The 21277-nt window shown below is 51.9% G+C and carries 21 protein-coding genes, 1 tRNA gene, 1 pseudogene and 1 other annotated feature; of the genes and pseudogenes, 5 read left to right on the forward strand and 18 right to left on the reverse strand.

Features of this window, described 5'->3' with window-relative positions:
- Positions 1-178 precede the first annotated feature (178 nt).
- Positions 179-790 (forward strand): 5-formyltetrahydrofolate cyclo-ligase, encoded by a 612-nt coding sequence (locus VGK02_10660; GenBank protein ID HEY3375500.1) that lies wholly within the window; start codon positions 179-181, stop codon positions 788-790.
- A 16-nt stretch (positions 791-806) separates the two neighbouring features.
- Here VGK02_10660 and VGK02_10665 read toward each other — a convergent pair whose 3' ends face one another.
- The 7 genes from VGK02_10665 to VGK02_10695 all read right to left on the reverse strand — a co-directional run bounded on the left by VGK02_10665 (position 807) and on the right by VGK02_10695 (position 7289).
- Positions 807-1406, reverse strand: a complete 600-nt coding sequence (locus tag VGK02_10665) for a hypothetical protein (GenBank protein HEY3375501.1) — start codon at positions 1404-1406, stop codon at positions 807-809.
- On the reverse strand, positions 1381-2253 hold the full coding sequence (locus VGK02_10670; protein HEY3375502.1) for a YihY/virulence factor BrkB family protein: 873 nt from the start codon (positions 2251-2253) through the stop codon (positions 1381-1383). Before VGK02_10670 ends, VGK02_10665 begins: the two co-directional genes overlap by 26 nt.
- Positions 2254-2260: 7 nt before the next feature.
- Positions 2261-3652: a metallophosphoesterase gene (locus VGK02_10675; protein HEY3375503.1), complete on the reverse strand. Its 1392-nt coding sequence runs from the start codon at positions 3650-3652 to the stop codon at positions 2261-2263.
- A gap of 30 nt (positions 3653-3682) precedes the next feature.
- Positions 3683-4282 (reverse strand): GNAT family N-acetyltransferase, encoded by a 600-nt coding sequence (locus VGK02_10680; GenBank protein HEY3375504.1) that lies wholly within the window; start codon positions 4280-4282, stop codon positions 3683-3685.
- Between the two features lie 164 nt (positions 4283-4446).
- Positions 4447-4830 carry a YtxH domain-containing protein gene (locus VGK02_10685; GenBank protein ID HEY3375505.1) on the reverse strand — a complete coding sequence of 128 codons (384 nt, stop codon included), beginning with the start codon at positions 4828-4830 and terminating at the stop codon, positions 4447-4449.
- 65 nt (positions 4831-4895) lie between these two features.
- Positions 4896-5846, reverse strand: coding sequence for a D-alanine--D-alanine ligase (locus tag VGK02_10690; protein HEY3375506.1), 951 nt, complete (start codon positions 5844-5846; stop codon positions 4896-4898).
- A gap of 183 nt (positions 5847-6029) precedes the next feature.
- Positions 6030-7289, reverse strand: coding sequence for a PLP-dependent aminotransferase family protein (locus tag VGK02_10695; protein HEY3375507.1), 1260 nt, complete (start codon positions 7287-7289; stop codon positions 6030-6032).
- 71 nt (positions 7290-7360) lie between these two features.
- Positions 7361-7613 (reverse strand) — a binding site (T-box leader).
- A 186-nt stretch (positions 7614-7799) separates the two neighbouring features.
- Here VGK02_10695 and VGK02_10700 point away from each other — a divergent pair.
- A tRNA-Arg gene (locus VGK02_10700) sits at positions 7800-7872 on the forward strand.
- A gap of 119 nt (positions 7873-7991) precedes the next feature.
- On the opposite strand, the gene VGK02_10705 is transcribed toward VGK02_10700, so the two are convergent.
- The 3 genes and pseudogenes from VGK02_10705 to VGK02_10715 all read right to left on the reverse strand — a co-directional run bounded on the left by VGK02_10705 (position 7992) and on the right by VGK02_10715 (position 9075).
- The gene (locus VGK02_10705) at positions 7992-8480 is read right to left on the reverse strand and encodes a chemotaxis protein CheW (protein ID HEY3375508.1); all 489 of its coding nucleotides are present in this window, start codon (positions 8478-8480) and stop codon (positions 7992-7994) included.
- 16 nt (positions 8481-8496) lie between these two features.
- Positions 8497-8676 carry a hypothetical protein gene (locus VGK02_10710; GenBank protein ID HEY3375509.1) on the reverse strand — a complete coding sequence of 60 codons (180 nt, stop codon included), beginning with the start codon at positions 8674-8676 and terminating at the stop codon, positions 8497-8499.
- 6 nt (positions 8677-8682) lie between these two features.
- Positions 8683-9075: pseudogene (locus VGK02_10715) on the reverse strand (methyl-accepting chemotaxis protein).
- Between the two features lie 233 nt (positions 9076-9308).
- Here VGK02_10715 and VGK02_10720 point away from each other — a divergent pair.
- Positions 9309-10820 carry a transglutaminase domain-containing protein gene (locus VGK02_10720; protein HEY3375510.1) on the forward strand — a complete coding sequence of 504 codons (1512 nt, stop codon included), beginning with the start codon at positions 9309-9311 and terminating at the stop codon, positions 10818-10820.
- A 90-nt stretch (positions 10821-10910) separates the two neighbouring features.
- Here the strand turns inward: VGK02_10720 and VGK02_10725 are convergent, their stop codons facing one another.
- From VGK02_10725 to VGK02_10750, 6 genes are all read right to left on the reverse strand, one after another.
- Positions 10911-12878: a hypothetical protein gene (locus tag VGK02_10725; GenBank protein ID HEY3375511.1), complete on the reverse strand. Its 1968-nt coding sequence runs from the start codon at positions 12876-12878 to the stop codon at positions 10911-10913.
- 607 nt (positions 12879-13485) lie between these two features.
- Positions 13486-13644, reverse strand: a complete 159-nt coding sequence (locus VGK02_10730; protein HEY3375512.1) for a hypothetical protein — start codon at positions 13642-13644, stop codon at positions 13486-13488.
- Between the two features lie 56 nt (positions 13645-13700).
- The gene (locus tag VGK02_10735) at positions 13701-14855 is read right to left on the reverse strand and encodes a hypothetical protein (GenBank protein HEY3375513.1); all 1155 of its coding nucleotides are present in this window, start codon (positions 14853-14855) and stop codon (positions 13701-13703) included.
- A 205-nt stretch (positions 14856-15060) separates the two neighbouring features.
- Entirely contained in the window at positions 15061-16146 is a 1086-nt protein-coding gene (locus VGK02_10740; GenBank protein HEY3375514.1) for an ABC transporter permease, read from the reverse strand.
- Complete coding sequence (locus tag VGK02_10745; GenBank protein ID HEY3375515.1) at positions 16146-17072, reverse strand: ABC transporter ATP-binding protein; 927 nt, start codon at positions 17070-17072, stop codon at positions 16146-16148. The genes VGK02_10740 and VGK02_10745 overlap by 1 nt, the downstream gene beginning before the upstream one ends.
- A 38-nt stretch (positions 17073-17110) precedes the next feature.
- Positions 17111-18001 carry a CPBP family intramembrane glutamic endopeptidase gene (locus tag VGK02_10750; protein HEY3375516.1) on the reverse strand — a complete coding sequence of 297 codons (891 nt, stop codon included), beginning with the start codon at positions 17999-18001 and terminating at the stop codon, positions 17111-17113.
- Between the two features lie 233 nt (positions 18002-18234).
- On the opposite strand from VGK02_10750, the gene VGK02_10755 reads away from it, so the two are divergent.
- Together VGK02_10755 and VGK02_10760 are read left to right on the forward strand one after the other, a co-directional pair.
- Positions 18235-18417, forward strand: coding sequence for a hypothetical protein (locus VGK02_10755; protein HEY3375517.1), 183 nt, complete (start codon positions 18235-18237; stop codon positions 18415-18417).
- 32 nt (positions 18418-18449) lie between these two features.
- Positions 18450-19199 carry an NAD(P)H-hydrate epimerase gene (locus tag VGK02_10760; GenBank protein ID HEY3375518.1) on the forward strand — a complete coding sequence of 250 codons (750 nt, stop codon included), beginning with the start codon at positions 18450-18452 and terminating at the stop codon, positions 19197-19199.
- A gap of 26 nt (positions 19200-19225) precedes the next feature.
- On the opposite strand, the gene VGK02_10765 is transcribed toward VGK02_10760, so the two are convergent.
- A complete protein-coding gene (locus tag VGK02_10765; GenBank protein ID HEY3375519.1) occupies positions 19226-19879 on the reverse strand; it encodes a response regulator transcription factor in 654 nt (217 codons plus the stop codon).
- Between the two features lie 119 nt (positions 19880-19998).
- A complete protein-coding gene (locus tag VGK02_10770; protein HEY3375520.1) occupies positions 19999-21267 on the reverse strand; it encodes a cell wall biosynthesis glycosyltransferase in 1269 nt (422 codons plus the stop codon).
- Positions 21268-21277 lie beyond the last annotated feature (10 nt).

A 21277-nucleotide genomic window follows, 5' to 3' on the forward strand; every position in this document is an offset into this window, starting at 1 on the left:
CTCGTGTTATACATTTCCTCTAAGTGTACCTGCTTTTACTTGCGCCTTTCAACTCGTATTCATCGATTTGCATCGAGGTTACCGGGGCGTGGTACAATAGAGCTGTAAATCACATGTTCACGTATCCGCGCATTCTGTCAGCTGCTGCGCGTGATTGCCATGGACAAAAGGAGCGAATATGTCGCCGAAGCACGCGTTGCGCCGCATTACAAGAGCCAAGCGCGATCAACTCTGTGCGGACGAACGCCTCGAAAAGGCGGCTGCCATTGAGCAGCGGCTCTTTGCCGAACCGGAATTTGGCAAAGCCGGTACGATTTTGTTTTACGCCGCCTTCGGAAGCGAAGTACCGACTATTGCGATGATGAACGATGCTCTTATGCTCGGCAAAACCGTGGTGCTCCCTATCACGGATACCGCCACCAGTAGCCTGGTATTGCGGACAATCACCGATTTAGACCATCTAAAGCCGAACCGGTATGGTATTCCAGAGCCTGTCATCGAAAACACCGCATTGTTTGATGCGACGGCGGTAGACCTGGTAATCGTTCCCGGCATGGTCTTCGACGAGCATGGCGGGCGCATCGGCTACGGGGGCGGCTACTACGATCGCTTCCTTCGCCAGATCGATCCCGCGGTGCCGTGGCTCTCGATTGCTTTCGAGCTGCAAATCGTGCCCCGCATCCCGTCTGAGAGCCATGACCTACCGGTCGATAAAATTATCACCGAAGAGCGCGTGATCGGCTGCCGTGATAACCGCATCGAGCGCATGCGCGATATCCTGGGGTATTAATATTAGATACCTAACGTTAGATAAGATTGAACGCCCGGAATACGGTAACTGTAATTCCGCCCGAAACGAGCGAACCAACGATGAGCTGCGCGAGCGAGTGTTTTTTTAAAACCAGGCGTGCCCAATAAACAAGCGGGACGAGCAAGATGGCCGGCAGGGCATACCAGCCGAACATAATCAGCAATACAACCGTAATCGGGGTAATGCCGGCGGCATGCAGACTTACCTTCCAAAACCGGGTGATTATCGTAATCCCCGCACCAGTCAGCACCACAGCCCAGACCACCGCTTTGATCAGAGTGGGCATGCCAAACGCATACGCCGCGATAAGGCCTGCCACCGCCGCTCCGAGCGAGAACAAGAACGGCTTGATGCGATCTTCGCGCCGGCTGATGTGGGCATCCGCTACCATACCCCGTTTAATCCGCCGATTGATATCCCACATCGGCAAGAAGCTAAGAAACAATGCCAGGATAAGCCAGTAGAGAAGTCCCCTAATTATACTTCGGGTCGCGACTAAGGCAACGACTAAGAAAAACGGTGCGGACGCATAATAGGGGTTAAAGACATCGGAGACTTTATTAGCAATTCTAACGCTGTCCTTTTCGCGGTTCAAAAATCTTCACACCGCCTTTTTTTTGCTTGACGTAGACGACATTGATTTCGGCGCCAAGCAGCAAGAGAATCGACGAGATATTGAGCCAGAACATCGAGATAACAATTGCGGCCAAACTACCGTACACAAAACCATACCCACGGCTGGCAAAGACCTTAAGATAAAACGCCAGGACAAGTTCGATAAGCTGCCATGCCACGCAGGCGACAACCGCACCCGGCAAAACGCTTCGCACTTTAAGCTTTACGTTAGGCACAAGCCGGTAGATGACGAGGAAAAGCAGAAAAGTTGAGATAAAACCAATCGCATATGAAAAAAACGAACCGGTAAATGTAACGATTTGCGGTGGTAAAAAATCTCGTAACACCCGGTCGCGAAGGATCGAGGCGATGGAGGTCGCACCAAATGACACCAGCAGCAAGGCCATGATGACGATAAATACGAATAAGCCCATAAGCCGTTGGATGACGACATTACGCGTTTCTTTTACCCCGTAGACGGCATTAATCGCCCCGGCAAGGCCGCCGTAGAGTCCGGTGCCCGCCCAGAGCAAGCCGACCAGAGCGATAAGCCCCGCGCTTCCCTTTGCTCGAATAAATGACTCGATCGTGCTTTGCACGACACCGCTGAGTGCGGGAAAGCTCTGAAACACATAGGATAATATCTGGTCGCGGAGTGCGGGATTTTCTAAGAAATAGCCGAGAACAACGCCGAGTGCAAGCAAGAGTGGAAAAATCGAAAGAAACGTAAAAAACGCGATTCCCGCTGCAAGCAGAAACCCGTTGTCTTGGAGAAACTTAAAATATACGGTTACCAGAAACGAGTAGACGCGTTTCAAAACGCCCACTTGTGCATCACCTTCGCCCACTTGTGCTTAATTCTGCTTTCCGCACCTTCTTCCCTTTAATTAGATGCCGTTCAAGCCGAAATTCTTGTTCGGTACCCATCATCGTTAAGCTATCTATCGCTATAAGCCGTTTACTTGTCCGATCGATATGAAGCAGGTCAAGCGTATACGGCAAGCTATTATCTTGCTGAAACGAGCGCAGCCCCGCCGCCCCTGTCGTCCCTGCGTTGCTGAGAACATTGCCATTTCGCTCGACGAGCTCAGGTTTATGCGTGTGCCCCACAAGAATAACCGGTACGGTTCCGATAAGATCTTCAGCCATCGCCGGGTTATGCACCGCTAAAATGAGCGGCTTTTTAGGCATCGTTGCAAGCAGCTTGGCCAGCCTATCCCGGTATGGGGCAAGCGTACCGTGCGGGTCCGGCTCTCCCATGATCGTTATTCCCTTAACAGTAACCGGCGTATCGCCTGCCAGCACTACGTTTTTAATTTGTTTCATGAACGCGATCGTTTGCGTCGAGTCATGATTGCCCGATACGAACACATATGGCACCGGCAGTTTTGAGATACCCTGAATAAGCTTTGTTTCAACCGGTGTGCCGAAATCGGTGATGTCGCCGGTGTCGATTACAAAATCGACGTTAAAATCGCGAACCACATGCTTGATCAGGTCGATTGCAAGCGGATTGTTGTGAATATCGGATACATGAAGAACTTTGATGGCATTACCTTGAAGCGGCTGCCATGCATCCATTTTTGCATAAAAACCGTCGACGTTGCGCACGATGTCTTGGACCTCGTTTCGAAATGCCTTGATATCCCCGAGGCGTTTTGCAACCTCATCCGTCACCCATGGGGCGGCCGACAGCGCGCCGCTGTAGCGGGGCTGTTTAAACGCATCAACGTTGAATGAGTAATAGGTGCCCGCCAGCATTGCCCCGATACAGATTGCCCCGATAAACATTCCGGCAACCGCCTTCCATATCCGCCAGCCGGGTAAGATGAGTGCCCCCAATATGCCGCCGAGCACCGCGAGCACCAGAATACGAATGACAAACTGCCTAAAAGCCCGCTTGCCTTCCATTTCAACCTTGGCGACGAGCTGCTTGCTGTCGGTAATATTATTGGCAACCTGGCTGATTTCGTTTGGATAAATACGCTCGACGGTTATAATCAGCTGCACCGGCGTTTTGTGCGTTGCCGCCGTAAGCTCGCCGAACGGCGGAACCGCAAGCTCTGTCTCACCGCGGAGCGCCGGATTGAGTGTGAATCCAAGCCGCAGCCCATCGACATCATATGATGCATGCCCGAGCACTACCACAACAAATACGCTCGCGGTAATCGCGAGAACAAGAGCAAGCGGCCATGAAATATAGGCTTTTTTTAGGAAAGCAAGCATCAAATCACCAACATATATGTACTATGTAAACTAGTGAGCAAGCCCAGGGCGTGCCCGTGTTGCTGGAATCTTGAGCCCGTCGAGCGCAAACTGGGTGTTAACCTGCCACCCAACGAGCGCTTTAAGCTCAAGCCGCAGTAATGGAAAATGAGGGTCGTCTCGCATGATGTAAAAACCGTTTTGCAGGTAAAACTCTAACGGACCAGGGGGATTTATCTCTCTTCGGGTTGCAAACACCTCGACGGCGCGCACCTTTCTCTTAACTAAACTTGCCTCCATGGATTGCAAAAGAACCCGGCCGAGACCTCGCCCGCGCGCATACGGCACAACGTGGAGACAGGTCAACAGAACCGCATCATTGCCAACCGGGCCAGCTGAGAACCGTTGCGCCCCAGGCCAAAACTTAGCGGGCGCGTACTGGGCAAACGCCAGCGCTTCGCCATCAACATAGGCGATTTTGCCGCATCCGCCCCACTCTTTGATAATATAGCGCATATGCGCTTCTTTCGTATTGCCGTTGCCGGCGCTACCGATCCCGCCCGCCGGTAATTCCCAGTAGGTACAGGTTGCACACTCCAGCCCAGAGCGCTCAAGTGTTTTTGCGGTAGCCGGTACAATTTTTCTGCGCATATCCACCACACAATCGAATCTGCTTCTATAATTGATTGTATGCTTTCCCCGCTTAACTGCAAGGTCGTGCGCTTGCATCTCTGCGGAATAGAAAAACCGCCAGCAATTCGGTTAACCCTATTGCTGGCGGTTTGTTTTACAGATTAGTGAGACCGGAGCATGCTTTAGACGCCCTTGCCCTCTTTCTTTATTTCTTCCGTTTTTTCTTCTGCTTTAGAAGTGGCCTGTTGTGCTTGGTCTGCACCCTCGCTGATCTTCTCTTTCATCGTATCCGATGCCGATTCGACGCCGCGCAGAAGACGACCCCTCGCGTCTTCGATGCGACCGCGAATGACTTTACCTTGCTCTTGCGCCATTTCAGACATGTGACCGCGCTGCTCTTCATAGCGCTCACGGCCTTCTTCTATCATTTCATCGGCTTGCTTGCGAATACGCTCCCTGGTATCCTCGCCGGAACGCGGAGCCAGCAGCATACCGCCGATTGCGCCGATTGCGCCACCGATAATAAAAGCCATGAACCGGCCAAATCCACCTTTTCCCTCAGCCATTGAAAACAACCTCCTCAAAGAATATTAAATCCGCTATCTTACTGAGATACCCATCTTTTATGCTCTTAAACGCAGTGCGTCCGTTTCAAAGCGAATCCAACCAGCATCTCGACCAGGTCGGCAAATTCGATGCCCTTGGCGGCCGCTGCCATCGGCAGGAGGCTGGTTTCGGTCATGCCCGGGCTGGTGTTGAGCTCGAGCACATAAGGTTCACCGTCTTCAGTTACCTTTATGTCGATTCTTGAAACATCACGGCAGTCGAGCACGGTGTGCGCTCCAATTGCAATCTGCTGAACGCGATCTATCAGCTCGGCGGGCAATCGTGCCGGTATAAAATATTCGGTCTGGCCCATAGAATACATGGAATCGAAATCAAAAAACTCCTTTTGTGTGCTGATCTCGATGACGGGAAGTGCTTGCGGCTCTTCATCGCCGACAACGCTCACGCTTACCTCCGGGCCCGTAATGTACTTCTCTAAGATAACTTTATCGTCATAAGAGAGCGCTCCGATAAGTGCGCCTGGTAGCTGCTCCTTAGTGTGCGCAATTTTTATGCCGAGTGCCGAACCTTGCCCCGCCGGTTTAACGATGATCGGTAGGCCAAGCTGGTCGACGATGTTATCGAGCACCCCGGCCGCACCCATTTCGCGAAAGCTTCCTGCTGTGAGCGTAAAGTAATCGGGCGTCGGAATGCCTTTCCGCTGGAAGATCTCTTTTGAGAGTGCCTTATCGAAGCTCACCGTGCTTGCATAAACGCCGGGGCCTGTGTAAGGAATACCCATGATCTCGAGGAGTTCCTGCACCGTGCCATCCTCGCCATATTTGCCGTGTAGCGCAATATATACCAGATCGACCGGATCGGATTTAAGATTCACTACCAGGTTTTCGTCAACGTCCAGTTTCGAGACCGCAAAGCCTTTCTCGCGCAATGCTTCGTATACTCGATGCCCGCTTTTAAGCGAGATGTCGCGCTCGAGCGAGCGACCCCCCATGAGCACTGCAATTTTTTCTCTCACTGCCCTCTCCTCCATTTCACGGCACGAACCGTTAATCGTTACAAGCAGCCACACTACTATGTGTAGCATGCTTGTTACATACCATTATAGTTGTTACGTATATCTTAACAACCGTTATCAAATAGGTAACAACTATGCGTTTACCAGCAATAATATATGCAATTCAAGCGCACCCTTGAAACTTTATTTTTGCCGAGGCTTATAACCCTTAAGCAGCGACTGGTACAGAGCGAGCTGGCGCTTTGCTACCACCCCGAGGCGTTTTACGCCCTCATCTATCACATCGGGTGTACAGTACGAGAAGTTAAGTCGCATGCTGTGCGTCGGCCCATTTTTAAAGTAACAAGCGGCCCCCGGAATGTAGGCCACTTTGGCCTCGCGAATCGCCTCCGCGAGCATTTCGCCGGAATCGAGACCGTCGGGAAGTGTCGCCCAGATAAAGAGCCCGCCGCTTGGACGCGTCCAGATAGCCCCTTCCGGTAAGTATTCTTCAAGCGCTCGCAACATCGCATCGCGGCGCTCGCGGTATACGCCGGTTAACATCTCCGTGTTTGCGCGCCAATCAAAGGAGCTCATATATTCCTCGGTCACGTGCTGGACAAACGAGCTAGTACATAGATTAGCGGCCTGCTTAGCGTTGATAATCTTCTCCAGGATCGCCTTGGGGGCGATAATCCATCCCAGGCGCATGCCCGGGGCAAATATCTTCGAAAAGGTGCCGAGATAGATGACGTTCTCATCCATCGAGCGCATTGCCGGTTGTGCTTCACCCTCAAAACGCAGCTTTCCATACGGGTCATCCTCGATTACCAGGAAGCGATATTGTCCGGAGAGCGCAAGGAGTTCGTGACGCCGCTCTTCGCTCATCGTAACGCCGGCCGGGTTCTGGAAATTGGGAATGGTGTAGACGAACTTTACCCGCTTGCCGTCGGCTGATAATTTCTCAAGCGTTTCGGTTAAAAGATCGATGCGCATGCCGTCATCGTCGAGCGGGATTGCGATCACGTTCGGCTCGTAACCGGAGAACGCCTGCAGCGCTCCGACATAGCTCGGCGCTTCTACGATGATGATATCGCCTTTACTGATGAAGATCTTTGCCAGAAGCTCGAGCGCCTGCTGGGCGCCATCGGTGACGATAAGATCATCGATACCGACATCGACGTTGAGCTCGTCCATGAGCGCGACGATATGGCGTTTAAGCGGCTCGTGCCCTTCCGAGGGGCCGTATTGCAGTGCCGCCGGGCCCTCGCGCTCCATAACATGCTGCGTCGCCTCGACAATCTGGTGCATGGGGAACATTCTCGTATCCGGCAAGCCGCCGCCAAACGAGATGATGTCCGGTCGCGCCGTAACTGCCAACAGTTCACGAACCGCCGACGATTTCATATGTTTTACCCGGGAAGCATAGAGATCCTTCCATTGATCAAATCTAAAATCAGTCATACTCCCAACCTCACAACCTACGACATATAGCGTGCAATTTTGGCCCTAAAAACAAAAATGCCCTCATCCCATAACGGGACGAGAGGCACAAATTCCACTCGCGTTACCACCCATTTTCGCCGATGCCTCGCAGCATACGGCCTCATGAAGTCACACGACTCCGGCTATAACGGTGCCACCGGCTCGAGCCTATTAATCGCGTTAGCGCGTTCAGCCCGGCTGCTCCAGGACGGCTTCCCGACGTAAACCCGGTACCGGCTCGCACCCTCCACCGGCTCTCTTTGACCCTGGTCTACCCGTACTCTTTCCCTTCATCACACAGGTATTTTCTATGCTTAAGAATTAATGATAGAGCAGCAAAGCGGTAAAGTCAAACGCTGCCCGGTATATTTGTGAGGTTTGTGAGCGGCTCTGCCTGGCTTAAATACGCACTACAGCACGCCGATTTGCCCCTCCGCCAAACTTGACGATACAAATCCGCAGCTTTATACTCAGAAAGGTAAATTTGTTGCCTCCGTAGCTCAGGGGATAGAGCACAGGTTTCCTAAACCTGGTGTCGCATGTTCGATTCATGCCGGGGGCACAAAATAGGCGCCTTCCTTTCGGAAGGCGCCTATGGCGTTTTTCTACCGCCTACTATGGCTTTTCATAGCATTCTTTAGGGCTTTCGCTTTGATTTTTTCCCAAAGCCGCAGCTGTCAATTATGCCGCATCAAGCGCTGCAAGCTCTGTCGAGTTCAGCATTCGGTCGATATCGAGCAGGATGGTAAGCCTGCTGTCTTTCCGGCCCATACCGGATATGAAATCGACCGTTATACCTGATGAGAAATCGGGTGTTAGCTGTATCTCATCCCGGCTTAGATAAATTACATCCGAGACGGCGTCCACGATCGCGCCCATTGTTCTACCCTGTATCTCTAGAATGAGGATAACGGTAAACATATCGTACTCGCGCTCATTCATATTGAACTTCAAGCGCAAATCGGTAACCGGGACAACCGAACCTCTCAGGTTTAGGACGCCCTTCACGAAGGCCGGAACGTTAGGTATCTTGGTCGGCTGCTGATAGCCGATGATCTCCTGAACCTTCAGCACCCCAACCGCATACTCTTCATCCCCGATTGCAAACGTTACGAATTGGTTTACCTGTGCTGCGGAGTTGGTATCGTTTAGCTGTGCTATCTTTTCCACGTGCTCCATCTCCTTTTTAGAAATCTTCGAACCCGTCGTCGGATGATACCGGCATGTCTTCTGCGCCAGCTGCTTTTTTAGTGATCTTAGCGGGTGCTTTTTTCGTAATGCTGGTCACCTTGGCATGCTTGGTACTTCTCTTAGTCGATTTTGCCTTCTCGCGTTTCTCGTCCTGAGAGAGCTTGAATTGCTGCATCAAGCGTTAAAGCTCTTCTGCTTCCATTGCAAGCGACTCGGATGCCGCTGCACTCTTCTCAACAAGCGCGGCATTGGATTGTACTACCTCATCCATCATGGCTACCGCTTTATTTACCTGGTCAATTCCAGTGGCTTGCTCTTGTGAAGCGTATGATATCTCAGAGATTGTCTCCGCTACATTCTGCACGGAACCAATGATCTCTTTTGCGGCTTCCGCACTTCTTTGGGCGAGGTTTCTAACTTCCCCCGCTACAACGGCAAAGCCTTTGCCTTGCTCGCCCGCACTGGCCGCCTCGACTGCAGCGTTTAGGGCTAAGAGATTGGTCTGGAATGCGATTTCATTTACGACATCGATGATATCGATTTGCTTGACCGTTGCCGTCATCTGCTCAATCGTCGATGCGGTCTCTTCAGGGGCTGCAGCTGTGTATGGTACCGCCTAGTCATAGCTCAATTTAACGAGACTGGCATTTTGCCGTGTCTTATTAGATAATCGAGCTGAAGCAAGTTTGATTCGGGCAACTTGTCTTATAGAGCGCCCGCCAGCACAGCATAACCGGATTGTAGATGAATACACCTTTACTGTTAATTACGGCTCTCACAATAAGTATAATCTGTGGGATTTGTGTAGTGTGGACACGCACAAGGCATCGTCGTGCGCTCGGCACCCTCTTGTTGATAGCTTGTGCGGCCGTAACTCTTGCTGGGTGTGGGAATAACCTTGATAACTTACGTCTACAAGCGCGGGACGAGATAAAAGGCATCATTTCGACCAACGACACTCAGAGCAGTGAGCGGACTCCGCCGGAAGAAATCCAAGAACCGGCCCTCATTAACGGCGAGATTTCACAACCCGTAGCAGTGCCTACCGATTTAGGAACGACGCAATCGTTCGATACGTCGCTAGCCGAGCAAGCAGACATGATTACCTATACGGCATCGTATAAAGTAACGGTCGGCAAAAGCCAAAACACCTTGCTGGAGAAGTTGCCTTGGGGGCACAAATCAACGGCAACAATAACCTGCTTGATTCCAAAAACGATCGCAAAGCGACAGGATGTGCTCGGCATACAGTTTTCAGTGCAGCCTAAACGTGTCTTTGACCTGGGCAATAATCGCTATGCAGAGTTTGTGGTTGATAACCCGAAACAGGATTTTACCATCCAGATTACGAGCAAGCTTAAACTACTTCGCTACGACCTTGCAACCGCACAGAAAAACCCGGATGCAACACCGCCTGGAAACCTTAATAAGTACCTCAAGGACGAAAAATACCTCGAGGTAACCGGCCCGTCTATCCAGGCAGCGGCTAAGCGGCTGCAGGGTACAACTGAACTAGATACGATCAAGAAAATTTATGATTTTGTGTTGGCCGATCTCACCTACGATAACGCAAAAGCGCAGAGTGGCGATTTGCGTGCAATCGGGGCTGCTCGTGCGCTAACCATAAAAACGGGTGTGTGCGTAGAGTATTCCGATCTGTTCGTCGCATTATGCCGTGCCAAGGGAATTCCGGCACGCTGCATTGGCGGCATCCCGACGGTGAAAAACAACTCGACTAAGGGTCATGCCTGGGCTGAGGTATACATCAAAGGCTTGGGCTGGGTGCCGTTCGACCCGACATGGGGCGAAACGAAGGCGGCGACGTTCTACGAACTCAAGCCGACGTATATTTATCTCACCGACATACGAAACGATGAGGCGATCAATAACTCCGACATCTACGGATGTGAGTACACCGGCACCCCGATCGATGGCGATTTTTCTATCGCCATCGATTCGGCACGAACGAAATATCTAAACGGCATTCTCGGCAGCATTAACACGAAAAAATCAGAGCTTGCTCAACTAAAGAGCCAGCTCGATGCACAGTATGCGCAAATCAATACGGCAAAAACAGAGCTCGACCAGCTTAAAATCCAGCTCAGCCAGCTGCGAGGCAACATCGAGGGCGATATCACAAGCAACCCGCAAGCATATAATGGCTTAGTTAAAAACCACAACGAGTTGATCAAAACATATAATCAAAAAGTGGCCGATTACAACAAGAAAATTGCCGCGTATGAAAGCGTACGAAAAGTCTACGAGGTGAGGCTCAAAGAAGAAAACGCGGTAATCGAACAGTATAACCGCTTAAACTAGGTGCAAATTGAGTTAACCGGCTTGGATAGATTCAGCAAAAGGCCTGCTAAAGCAGGCCTTTTGCGCACAACAGTACTATTCGTATCTGCTTTACGGTAAACCGCGAAGCAGGAGTTCATCGTTATAATCATCGGCAGTGCTGCCGGTGGCATCGGTATGGTTGCTGGGGCTTGTCGCCCGCCATACCCTCGGATTATGGCAATCAAGACAAACACTGTCCAGATCATGGACGGTATAGGACATACCGCCTATAGTTCGTGCCTGGCCGGCGGAAACCGGGCTGCCATCAAAGTTGATGCCGAAAAGATCATCCTTGAGCAGCTTCCACCCAAGCGTTCTATGCGGCCAACTAAAACCATTATCAGAACACGTAGCGGCTATATTACCACCGGAGCTATACTGGGTAATGTACCCCTGGGCGTCATATACCGGCGCGTTGACATTGGGCGAGAGCCTCCAGCCCGAATCCCACGCAACCGTGCGCGACACCCTATAGAAGCCGGTCACACCGTTCATGTTTGCGGTGCTTGAGGCCGCAAACGCATTCGAGTCGCCGGTGCTTGTCCGCGTGACGATGTACGTTGTTAGATTCTGCGAATTGTCAGAGGCAGTCACTGCGTTATCGGTATAAGCAACCGCTCCCGCGTTATGACACGTCCCGCAGGCGCTTGACCCCCTATGGCAGTTTCGACAATTCGGGCCGTAATCAAGATTATCTTCCGGGTTGAACAGCATTTGGCGCTGGCAGGTGTTGCGCGACTGCTCGTCGTGAGCATAGCCTATGTCGTAGCTGCCCTTCCAATTAGCAGTGGTGCCGGTGCAGACGCTGCCGTTGCTGCTACCTGTGGTTGTCTGGCCACGCAGCGCTCGATCTTCGCTAAACATCGGAACGGCAACGTTATTGAGGCCGGCATTACCGTCATGGCAATCGGTGCAGAACTCGGTAACACTCCAGAAGCTATCCGTCGTGTTTCGGGTAGTGAAACCGGTGCTCGCGACTGCCCCGGAAGCGGCGCCGACCGGATTGCTCCAATCGATGGCAATCTTGTTAACCGGATACATATCAACGCTATCGAACTCATTAAGCCCCGCCGTCACAACATCGGGTATCTCGCCGTTGATGGCCCAGCTTACCGCAGGATCTCCTGTAATACCGCTGCTCACGCTTAAGCCCGTACTGCTGGCGATTTCTTGGTCCGGATCCTTAATGAGCAGCCAGCTGCCGGAGAGGTATACCGGCCTTGAGGCAATATGTGTTGAGTCAACGGCGGTAATGCTATCGTGACCCGGGTCGGCAATTCCGTACCGCTTACCATCGGTGCCCAATAAGCCAACAGCTATACCGGCACTATTGTAGCCAAGCATCCGCTGCGGGTTGGCGTGCGGGCTGTGACAGTCGAAGCAGGAGAAACCACCGAGATAATAGTTGGGGGTAAATGCCGGGTAGGTATCATCGGGCGCTTTCCACTTACCGCTGTCGATACCGTAGCCCAAGGTATGGCCGACATTGTACTCCGTGGTGTAGAGATCGTTATTGTCCATTTCGATATTGTGGCCTGAGCCGGCACCGGTGCTGTGGCACCAGTCGCACGCCTCAAACCTGGTATCAGAGCGTAAAAGCTTGAATCTGCCGGACGCGCGGTGGACTGCGTGGCACTCACGGCACCGGTGCGTCGTGGTCAGATATCCGCCGTGCGGGCCTGCCTGGAATAGAGGATTGCCGGACGCAAAATCGGTTTGGTCTCCGGCCCCCACATAATCCTGCGCATCGTTATAATTGTAGCCGTCGACGCCAGCTGTAAATGGGCTGTTCCATGTACCGTAGACATGGGTGCTCGTTGCATAGCTTTGAAAAGCTGCTCCCTGGGCTTGGCCAAGTTCGAAGTATCTGTAATCCTTGGCCGCCCCGTTGGCGCCGACCGGTGTAAAGGTGTTGGCGACAATATTGCCCTTATAAACTGTAGCGGGCGGCGATGGTGGGTCTTGTAGGGCGAATGCTACAGCGCTCATGCACAATAGGATTACTGCAGCCATTACTAGTATCACTATTTTCCTCACGTATCGCACCTCCTTTAAGCGGAACGTCTTTCTTTGTATCGCATCCATTGTTTCACCCCCTTTTGGCGATATCAGCGATTGTGTTTTCCCCCGTACAGAGGCACATAAACTGGATAAGGGTAATAAATCGAGCTGTATCCAACCGGTTTGAAAGCACATCAAGCATATTTCCTGCTTATATACGTATAGGGGTATAATCTGATTTTCAATAAAATATGACTTGTTTATTGAGTCGCCATGCGTATTTAACATGGAGTTCCAAGCGTCTACGCAAGGGGAAAGCCATAGATGATAGAACATAAGAAGGCCTATGGAAAAAGAGAGGGTGTAGCTAAGATTATTGGCTTGAGATTACAGGGTTAAATAATCAACAGCGAGTGACCTGCTTTTTATAACACTTCCCGATGATATGTCTTGTGTGCCGTACGCACGCTGTTCAAGATGCCTTTGGCAATGTCCGCCTGTTTCGCGGTTGCATCATCGGTGAGGATGACCCGAACGGTATAGGTCACCGCGCCCATGTGCGCTGGGCGGCATACATCGACCCGGGAGATGTTGCCCGGAAGTGGGGTTTGCGAAAATTGTACGCAGCTACAATGCCCTCTTTTTACCTATCGATCTGAATGGTCGAGCGCGTATGGCTCCATGCCGACGGATACGCGACGGAAAAATCTTCGCGCGATAGGCCGACCATGAAAGCGACCGTTGTGCGGCCTGCAAGGTTGGTTGTTTTCTGCCAACCATAGTATAGACCAGCGCCGTACAAACTACAGCAGCTATAAGCTACCCATTAATAAAATTATACAACTGTTAAGCACGGCCTTACTGCGGTGCGGGAGCCGCAGGAACTTCCGTCCTTCGCACGGTATGCGCCTGGTAAATGGCATATGCGGCAGCCCCGAGACCGAATAGTATATACAAGAAGCGGAGTAGCGCGCCCAGAAACGGGATCGCTCCGAGCAACATGACTATTAAAAGACCGATGAGCAACGCAACATAATTGCCGCCGCCCAGTTTGAAATACTCGGTAATGAACCGACCGGCGGTCAAACCCACGAATATCTTTGCGGTGTATAGCCCAAGCGCATAAAGGAACGCCAATACCAGGGCAATTGGTATAGTGATGACGAATACGAGAAGAATGATAATCGCGATCGGCGCTACAATCAGCAGCACGAAACCAATCAGCAGGCTGATCCACGGCTTGGTTCGAATGGTATCTGCGATTTCGGTGACCCGGACCGGGAACAGCGCCAGCAGCACGATACCGAAAAGAAGGGCGGCCAGGTATGACACGATAAACCCAATTATGTATGAAGCGGCCGACCTACCTCGTTGCTGCTGTTCCACCCGGTGAAATGTAGTTTTACCGTTCACCTTGGAACCGGATTCGAACGTTGCCGTTTTTGGAGCGGAGTAGGTGAGATTGCCGTTGATCAAGGCATTTTTCGTAAGCGTTAAGGTGTTGCTGACTTGAATTTGGGCGTTGCCCCCCACGCGGTTGTCGAGGGTAAAATCGCCGCCCGCACCAGACAGGTTCCGTACGGTCTCGGCACCCAAGCGAACCGTTCCGCCGGAGATAACCGAGTCGCGCCCGATTTTGGCCTTTGACGCCACGTCGATGGTGCCGCCCGCCACAACCAGGTCTTGCCCCGTACTACCGTTGATCAGCAGCGTGCCACTGCCCGCACGGATAGTTTGTCCGACATTACCGTTAATCGTTACATTGCCGCCGCCTATCATGACGTCGTCGCGCACCGGACCGTTGACCGTCACGTTGCCGCCGCCGATGAGCAGATCACCGTTTATAGTGCCGTCGATAACGACGGTGCCGCCGCCGACATAAAGGTCGTCATTAATCGTCTGCCCACTCGGAATCGTTACGGCATTATTCGCTTTAAATTCCGCAGCCAGCGCAATCTGGCTGGAGAGAACGACAAGCACGATGATCGTTATAAACAATGCAATCTTCTTCATAGTTACCTCCGGGTCAAAAATCCGACATATGATGGTATGACAGAATTGGATTACGATTACCCAATGAAACCATAATAAAAACGTGCTGTTGATATAGAATGCGGTCTGGGCGCGACCACTAAGCTTCTTTGGCGCTAGCTTGTAACACTACTGTAGCAATAAAAAAGGCTGCCGTGCAACCGGCAGCCTTACAAGCGTATTGAACCTATTTTGCCTCAGATTCCCAGCGGAAGAAGACAATTGATACCGCGAACATCACCGCAGTGACCGCAAGCAGTATTAAGAGGTTGCTTTGCTGTGTGGCAAGATCCTGCCCCCGAACCATGACATCGCGCAGCGAATTAGCTAAATATGTTAGCGGAATTACTTTGATAAGCGGCTGAATCCACGCCGGTGCGTTATCGACCGGGAAAAACACCCCGCCTAAGAACATCATCGGCATGCCGATGATGTTGCCGAGCGTCGATGCGGAATCGGCGGTCTTGGCAAAACTTGCGATTACAAACCCGATGGTGATAAAGCACAGGCTGCCGACGGTAACAACGACTGCGAGGCTTATCAGGCTGCCGGTTAAGTGTACGCCGAATACAAAATATCCGACTGCAATAAGCAGTGCCGATTGCAGTATCGATACGATGAGCTGATTGATGATCCCGGCGCCGATGAACTCTCTAAGCGGCATCGGCGTAAGTTTAATGCGGCGCAAAACGCCCTTTTCACGGCGCGAGACGGTCGCGGTAGCGATACCGTAGAGCCCCGAGTTCATCAGCGACATTGCCAGCACGCCGGGCAGCAAGAAATCGATATAGTTAAGCTGATCGGATTGCACGCTTTTACTTATTACTGCGATCAGCGGTGGAGTTTTAATCATCGCGCGCTCCATCCCGGAGAGCACTGCGCTCACCGTTCCCCGCATCATTTGCGATTTCGTCGATGATGGATCGTAATAGAGTTCTATCTGGGCGGGACGCTCTGGAAAACCTTTTGCGAACCCTTTGTTGAGCACAAGAACAGCGTCTACTTTGCCGTTTTTAAGACGGTCGATTGCTTTGGAGCGGCTTTCCTGGGTAACACTGAGCTTATCCACCTTTCCAAGACCGTCCGTTATTGATGTGGCGAGAGACGAGTTGTCCAGCCTAACCACTGAGATGCTTGCGTTGCCCTGGTCGTTACTAAAAATAACCCCAAACAATAGGATAAAGAGAATGGGGAATAAAAACAGGAAAAATAATGCCTGTCGATTCCGCACCGTCATTTTAATACTGGCAAGTGTCATTGCGACAAATCGCATTACTCGCGCAGCCCCCTTCCGGTCATGTGTAAAAATACGTCCTCGAGGTTCGCCCCGGTGACGTTGAGGTTTTCAACTCGCACGCGCTCGGCCTCAACGAAACGCAAAAGTCCGGTGATGCTCGCTTGAATATCACCCGTATAGAACATATAGCTGGCGTCATCCCGGCCCACTTCCGAAACTTCGGGAAGCTGTGCCAGGCGCCCCTCATCGAGCGCGCTCTTTGCGGTAAAGGTTACCTTGGCATCGGCGCCGAGCGATCGGATGAGGCCGTCGGGCGTATCGAGCGCGATAATACGGCCATTATCCATGATGGCGATGCGACCGCATAAGACCTCGGCCTCTTCCATATAGTGCGTGGTCAACACCACCGTTTTTCCTTCTGTGTTGATTCGCTCGACCGCCGACCAGAGCTTACGCCTGGCTTGCGGATCGAGGCCCGTGGTCGGTTCGTCTAAAAAGATAACCTTGGGGTCGTTTACCAGGGCAAGAGCAATAGAGAGCCGCTGCTGTTGGCCGCCGGAAAGCTGATGTACCATCGCTTTTGCCTTCTCGGTCAATGCCACCTCGTCGAGAAGCGCGTCGGCTGCTTTGTTTGAGATACGAATCCCATAAAACGAGCCGAACAGCCGCACGAGTTCGCGCACACTAAGGTGATCGAGCAGTGCGGTGGTCTGGAGCTGCACGCCGATAAGGTTTTTGATTTTCTTAGGGTTCGGCCATACCGGCACGTTATCAATGGTAATAGTGCCATCGTCGGGTTTTCGTAAACCTTCGACCATCTCTAGCGTCGTTGTTTTACCGGCGCCGTTCGGTCCCAGAATACCGAACACCTCGCTGCGGGCGACGCTGAGCGAGATGCCGTCAACGGCCTTCGTGCCCCCATACGTCTTTACTAAGTTTGCGATCGTGATGATATTATCCATACTCTTCCCTGCTTTTTTAGGCCCCTACCATTTAATGTCTATGCACTTGCCGGTTCGGTGACGGCTGTCGGCTCCCGGTACCCATTAAAGCGCATGATGAAGTATGCGATAGCGCCGAGCATGACAAAACCGATGAGCCCGGCGATACCGCCGAGAAGCGGCTGGGTGTTGACTACAATGAGCCGCCAGATCCCATAGCTTTGCGAGTTAAACGTGCCGTGAATCCAACCCGCAAGAATAACGCTTTTGTATTTTAGCGTGAGCTCGTTGATTATTATTCCGATCAACGTGGTAAAGATGATAAACATAAATATGCCGAGCACCGGATAACCGGGATAACCAAACCCCATAATCACGAGCGGCGCGTGCCACAGGCCCCAGATCACGCCCATCAACGAGTATGCCTTAACTTTGCCAAGCGGCATGAGCCGGGGCAGCAGAAACCCTCGCCAGCCGATTTCCTCGCCGAGCGCAACCAGGCTGTTGAAAAACGGTGACACGAAGACCGATATCAACAGCAGCACGGCCGTCACTTGTGCCGGGTTAAACGGCGGCAGTTTTTGGCCGCCCGCCGTTTTCTGCACATCGCTTATGAATGTTTTAAGTCCCAGATCAAACGTTCCCACACCGAGAAGAACCGTCAGCGCGTAGACAACGGCGTAGATGAGGGGCATGGCAATAAGAATAAAGATATACGGTTTGATCGGCCCGATGTGCCAGCCGTAGGGGACGACTTTTTCCCGGTAGACTCGAGCGGTTATCAAAGCTGCGAGCGCCGGGATGAGCATGACGCCGGCGACCACCAACTGCGCATACTGCGGCGGATAGCCGATAAAGGAGATGCCGTTCGTTATAAGAACTGCTTCTATCCCCCAGGTTATTAGAAAAGTAATTGCGAGATAGGTGAAAACCGGCTTCTTGTCTATCATGGCTGCCTCCATAACGTCGGTTGTGCCTGCGAATATTTGTTACGTAAAAGCGTGCGTGACCGTGAAATGAGCATATCCTTAACACAGTCGCTTTTCAATATTTTTTTATAGGCGCTCCCCCGCACACCTTGCGTGCGGCCTGTTACAAAAAACCCCCGTGCGGGAATGAATTCAAGAGACTGGTATAATCGGCCGGCGCTAGCAAACTGTGCAACAACGCGGAGGTGGGCTCTATGAGGCCTAAACAGACGGACGAGGAAATTCACAGACAAGAGCAAGAACATGATTATATTCCGGACAGCGGGGACAACCTGGTCGGTTACGCCGCAATCAAGTATGCGGCAATCGTTATAATTGTTATCGCCGTCCTATACTTCCTTGCAGTATACGTCATGCCGCCATTGGGACGACGGTAATAGAAGCGGTAAAGCACCAACGGGAGGTCGAAATGAAACAGTTAATCTCAGTCACGGCGGATCAAATGGAAGAGATCGAACGCCTGGCCATCTATAATTATGGGTTCCAGATTACGCAGATTGTTGAAAACGCCGGCAGGGCGCTTGCCCGTGTCTGCCGGATACTCTCCGACGGTTCGGTCGAGAGCAGGGATATTGTAGTACTTGCCGGTGACGGCAAAAATGCCGGTGGCGGGCTGGCAGCTGCTCGTAACCTGCATAATTGGGGCGCGAATATACGAGTTGTGCTCGTTGCACATGAAGGTTCACTGAAGCGTTCGGCGCTTACCCAGCTCAACATTCTTAAGTCTATGGATTTACCAATAGAGAGCGGAGACCGCCTTAACCTCGCGTATCTCAGCAAGTTCGATTTCATAATCGATGCGATCCTTGGCTACAGCGCAAAAGGTGCGCCCGCCTCTGAATTTGCGAGCGCAATTGCAACAGCAAACCGTGCAAAGCGCCCGATTATATCACTCGATGTACCATCGGGGCTAGATGCGACAACGGGGCAGGTACATGATGCGTGCATCAAAGCAAGCGCGACCATAGCTCTTGCGTTGCCAAAAGAAGGTACGCTTACCGATACCGCGACCGAGTATGTAGGGGCGCTCTGGCTTGCAGATATCGGCATACCGCCTGAGGCATACGCTCAGCTCGGTCTGTCCGGTGACAACCCGTTCATAGATGATGATCTCGTGCTGCTTCGCCGCCAAGAACGCGCGATAGGCATAACCGCGTAGGCATGGTTCCGTGAAACAAAATGAAATTACATCCGTTTGAAGCGATAACCAACATGGCGTACTGTCTCGATTAGCGCAGCATATTTTGATCCAAGCTTTGAGCGCAAACGCCTGATATGTACATCAACGGTACGGGCGCCCTCAATGTAGTCGTAGCCCCATATGCTTTTCAGCAATTGGCTTCTCGAGAATACACGCCCTGGTGACATGGCTAGATGGCGTAGCAGTTCGTATTCTTTAAATGTTAAATCGAGCGGCTTTCCGTCAATGCTTACCTCATAGTTGCTGAAGTTGATGTGAAACCCGCCGAGATCTAGGACGTCGTCATCGTAAACGATCTGGTTGCGAGACGCAGTAAGCCGTATGCGCGCTATTAGCTCTTCTGTGGTGCATGGGTAAAAGATGATATCCGCAACATCGACAAACTCATTGATTGCAAGCTCGGAGCCCGATTGCACGATCGGGATAATTACATGCTCTTCCCGTAAGCGCCGGTATTGAGCAGGCAGCTCGTTTGAGGCGCGGCAGTCTAGCAAGATTAGATCTGCCGTCTCGCTCGCACCATTATTATCAATTACTGAAATTCCATGCTGCACAAGTGCTTGCCGCATATCGTGCGCAAAAGCAGAATCAAAAGTTATAATGCCGACTTTAATTGTGCTTCCACCTTCCGTATCCAAGGGGCTTATGATTAACAGTAGTCCTGATTTGTTACGATTAGGTTACGCACAAATGAATTTTACATTAAGTCGCTGCACAAGACAGGGGCTTGTTCTTTGATAGCGCCACTTACTGAGCGTTACGCGCACGAGCGGCGGCCGATTATTGTCCTCTGTTGATCCCAGCGTTCAACAAGGTACGGTTTAAGGCGCTCGTAGACCGAGGCCGTTTCGAGAACACCGGCTTCCGCTTCGGTGTCGCTCATGACCTCCGTTTCCATGACAAACGAAGCGGTGCGCCCAAAGTAAAGCGGCATGAGCGCGTCGATCACTGCGCGTCGATCAAAAGCGCTAAAGTTGTACGCGCACGCGGTGTCATAGACGACTTTAGCCCAGAGATCGGTGGGAAAGCTAAATATATGTTGTGAAGGGCGGCTGAGCGCCTCGACTTCGGCAAATGTTTGCGGTGCCAGGATTTTCGCTAGCAGTGTATCGTTGGCATGAAAGCCCTCTTTAAACTTTTTAATGAGACGGTACATGTCGACCGCAAAGTGCTCGGGTGCCGCCTCGACCGTCCGTCCGTAGATATTAACCGGGGTGCTTCCCTCGACTACCTTCCACTTTGCTTCATAGCGGCACATCAATGAAAATATCGTGCCGACGACCTGGCGAAACATCGGACCCAGATCGGCTCCCGGGTCTTTGGCGTCATGCAATTTTACACCCATGGCCGATTGGCAAATCCGAAATCCCTCGTTAATCGCCATGGTTGTCATCCAGATATCGATGCCGAATTGGTGCACATTCTCCTCTTCCCAGATATCTTGCTGGCTGTAAAGCTTGGCGAGTGCCCGGCAAACGCCGAAATCACCGCCGATCGGCTGGCGGACCTGTTTGCCGTAGAGCGACTGGGTCAGCGGATAGGCGATGGAGTTGGTGATCGTCCCGTCATATTTATACCGCAGGTAATATGGTGTGACATACCCATAGTTGTGCCGGTAAATCGGGTCACCCAACAGTTTGATCCACTCCGGCGTGATGCTTCGAAGATCGGAATCTACCACGACGATTACTTGTGCGGCTAAGCGATCGGCGATTTCGAAAATGGTCTGAAACGCACTCCCTTTGCCCGCGGGACCGCGGTACGGTGTCACGATCTTCTCAACGGTTTTCGGCACCGGGGTTGCTAGAACAACATCGCGCGTCCGGTCTTCTGAGCCGCCATCCGAGTTGATAAGCACGGGTTTTAGCTCGGGGAAGTATGTTGTCATGCCGAGTGAAGCCTGCTCAACCACGTGGGCGATAGTGCTGGCGTTTCTAAGGCTTGGAATCCCGACAATTATATCGGCGGTGCCGATGCGATCGATCTGCTCGAGAACATCGGGATGGAGTACGGTTTTTTCTGTCATGGTTATCACC

This window comes from Candidatus Aquicultor sp. (assembly GCA_036504445.1).
Classification (GTDB): Bacteria; Actinomycetota; Aquicultoria; order Aquicultorales; family Aquicultoraceae; genus DASXVE01.

Bases quoted from the DNA above. Each gene is read 5' to 3' on its own strand.
- VGK02_10710 (HEY3375509.1), bottom strand. From the start codon at position 8,676: ATGCAGCAATTCAAGCTCTCTCAGGACGAGAAACGCGAGAAGGCAAAA.
- VGK02_10745 (HEY3375515.1), bottom strand. From the start codon at position 17,072: ATGGATAATATCATCACGATCGCAAACTTAGTAAAGACGTATGGGGGC.
- VGK02_10755 (HEY3375517.1), top strand. From the start codon at position 18,235: ATGAGGCCTAAACAGACGGACGAGGAAATTCACAGACAAGAGCAAGAA.
- VGK02_10660 (HEY3375500.1), top strand. From the start codon at position 179: ATGTCGCCGAAGCACGCGTTGCGCCGCATTACAAGAGCCAAGCGCGAT.
- VGK02_10770 (HEY3375520.1), bottom strand. From the start codon at position 21,267: ATGACAGAAAAAACCGTACTCCATCCCGATGTTCTCGAGCAGATCGAT.
- VGK02_10750 (HEY3375516.1), bottom strand. From the start codon at position 18,001: ATGATAGACAAGAAGCCGGTTTTCACCTATCTCGCAATTACTTTTCTA.
- VGK02_10740 (HEY3375514.1), bottom strand. From the start codon at position 16,146: ATGCGATTTGTCGCAATGACACTTGCCAGTATTAAAATGACGGTGCGG.
- VGK02_10760 (HEY3375518.1), top strand. From the start codon at position 18,450: ATGAAACAGTTAATCTCAGTCACGGCGGATCAAATGGAAGAGATCGAA.
- VGK02_10685 (HEY3375505.1), bottom strand. From the start codon at position 4,830: ATGGCTGAGGGAAAAGGTGGATTTGGCCGGTTCATGGCTTTTATTATC.
- VGK02_10680 (HEY3375504.1), bottom strand. From the start codon at position 4,282: ATGCGCAGAAAAATTGTACCGGCTACCGCAAAAACACTTGAGCGCTCT.
- VGK02_10735 (HEY3375513.1), bottom strand. From the start codon at position 14,855: ATGAAGAAGATTGCATTGTTTATAACGATCATCGTGCTTGTCGTTCTC.
- VGK02_10695 (HEY3375507.1), bottom strand. From the start codon at position 7,289: ATGACTGATTTTAGATTTGATCAATGGAAGGATCTCTATGCTTCCCGG.
- VGK02_10675 (HEY3375503.1), bottom strand. From the start codon at position 3,652: ATGCTTGCTTTCCTAAAAAAAGCCTATATTTCATGGCCGCTTGCTCTT.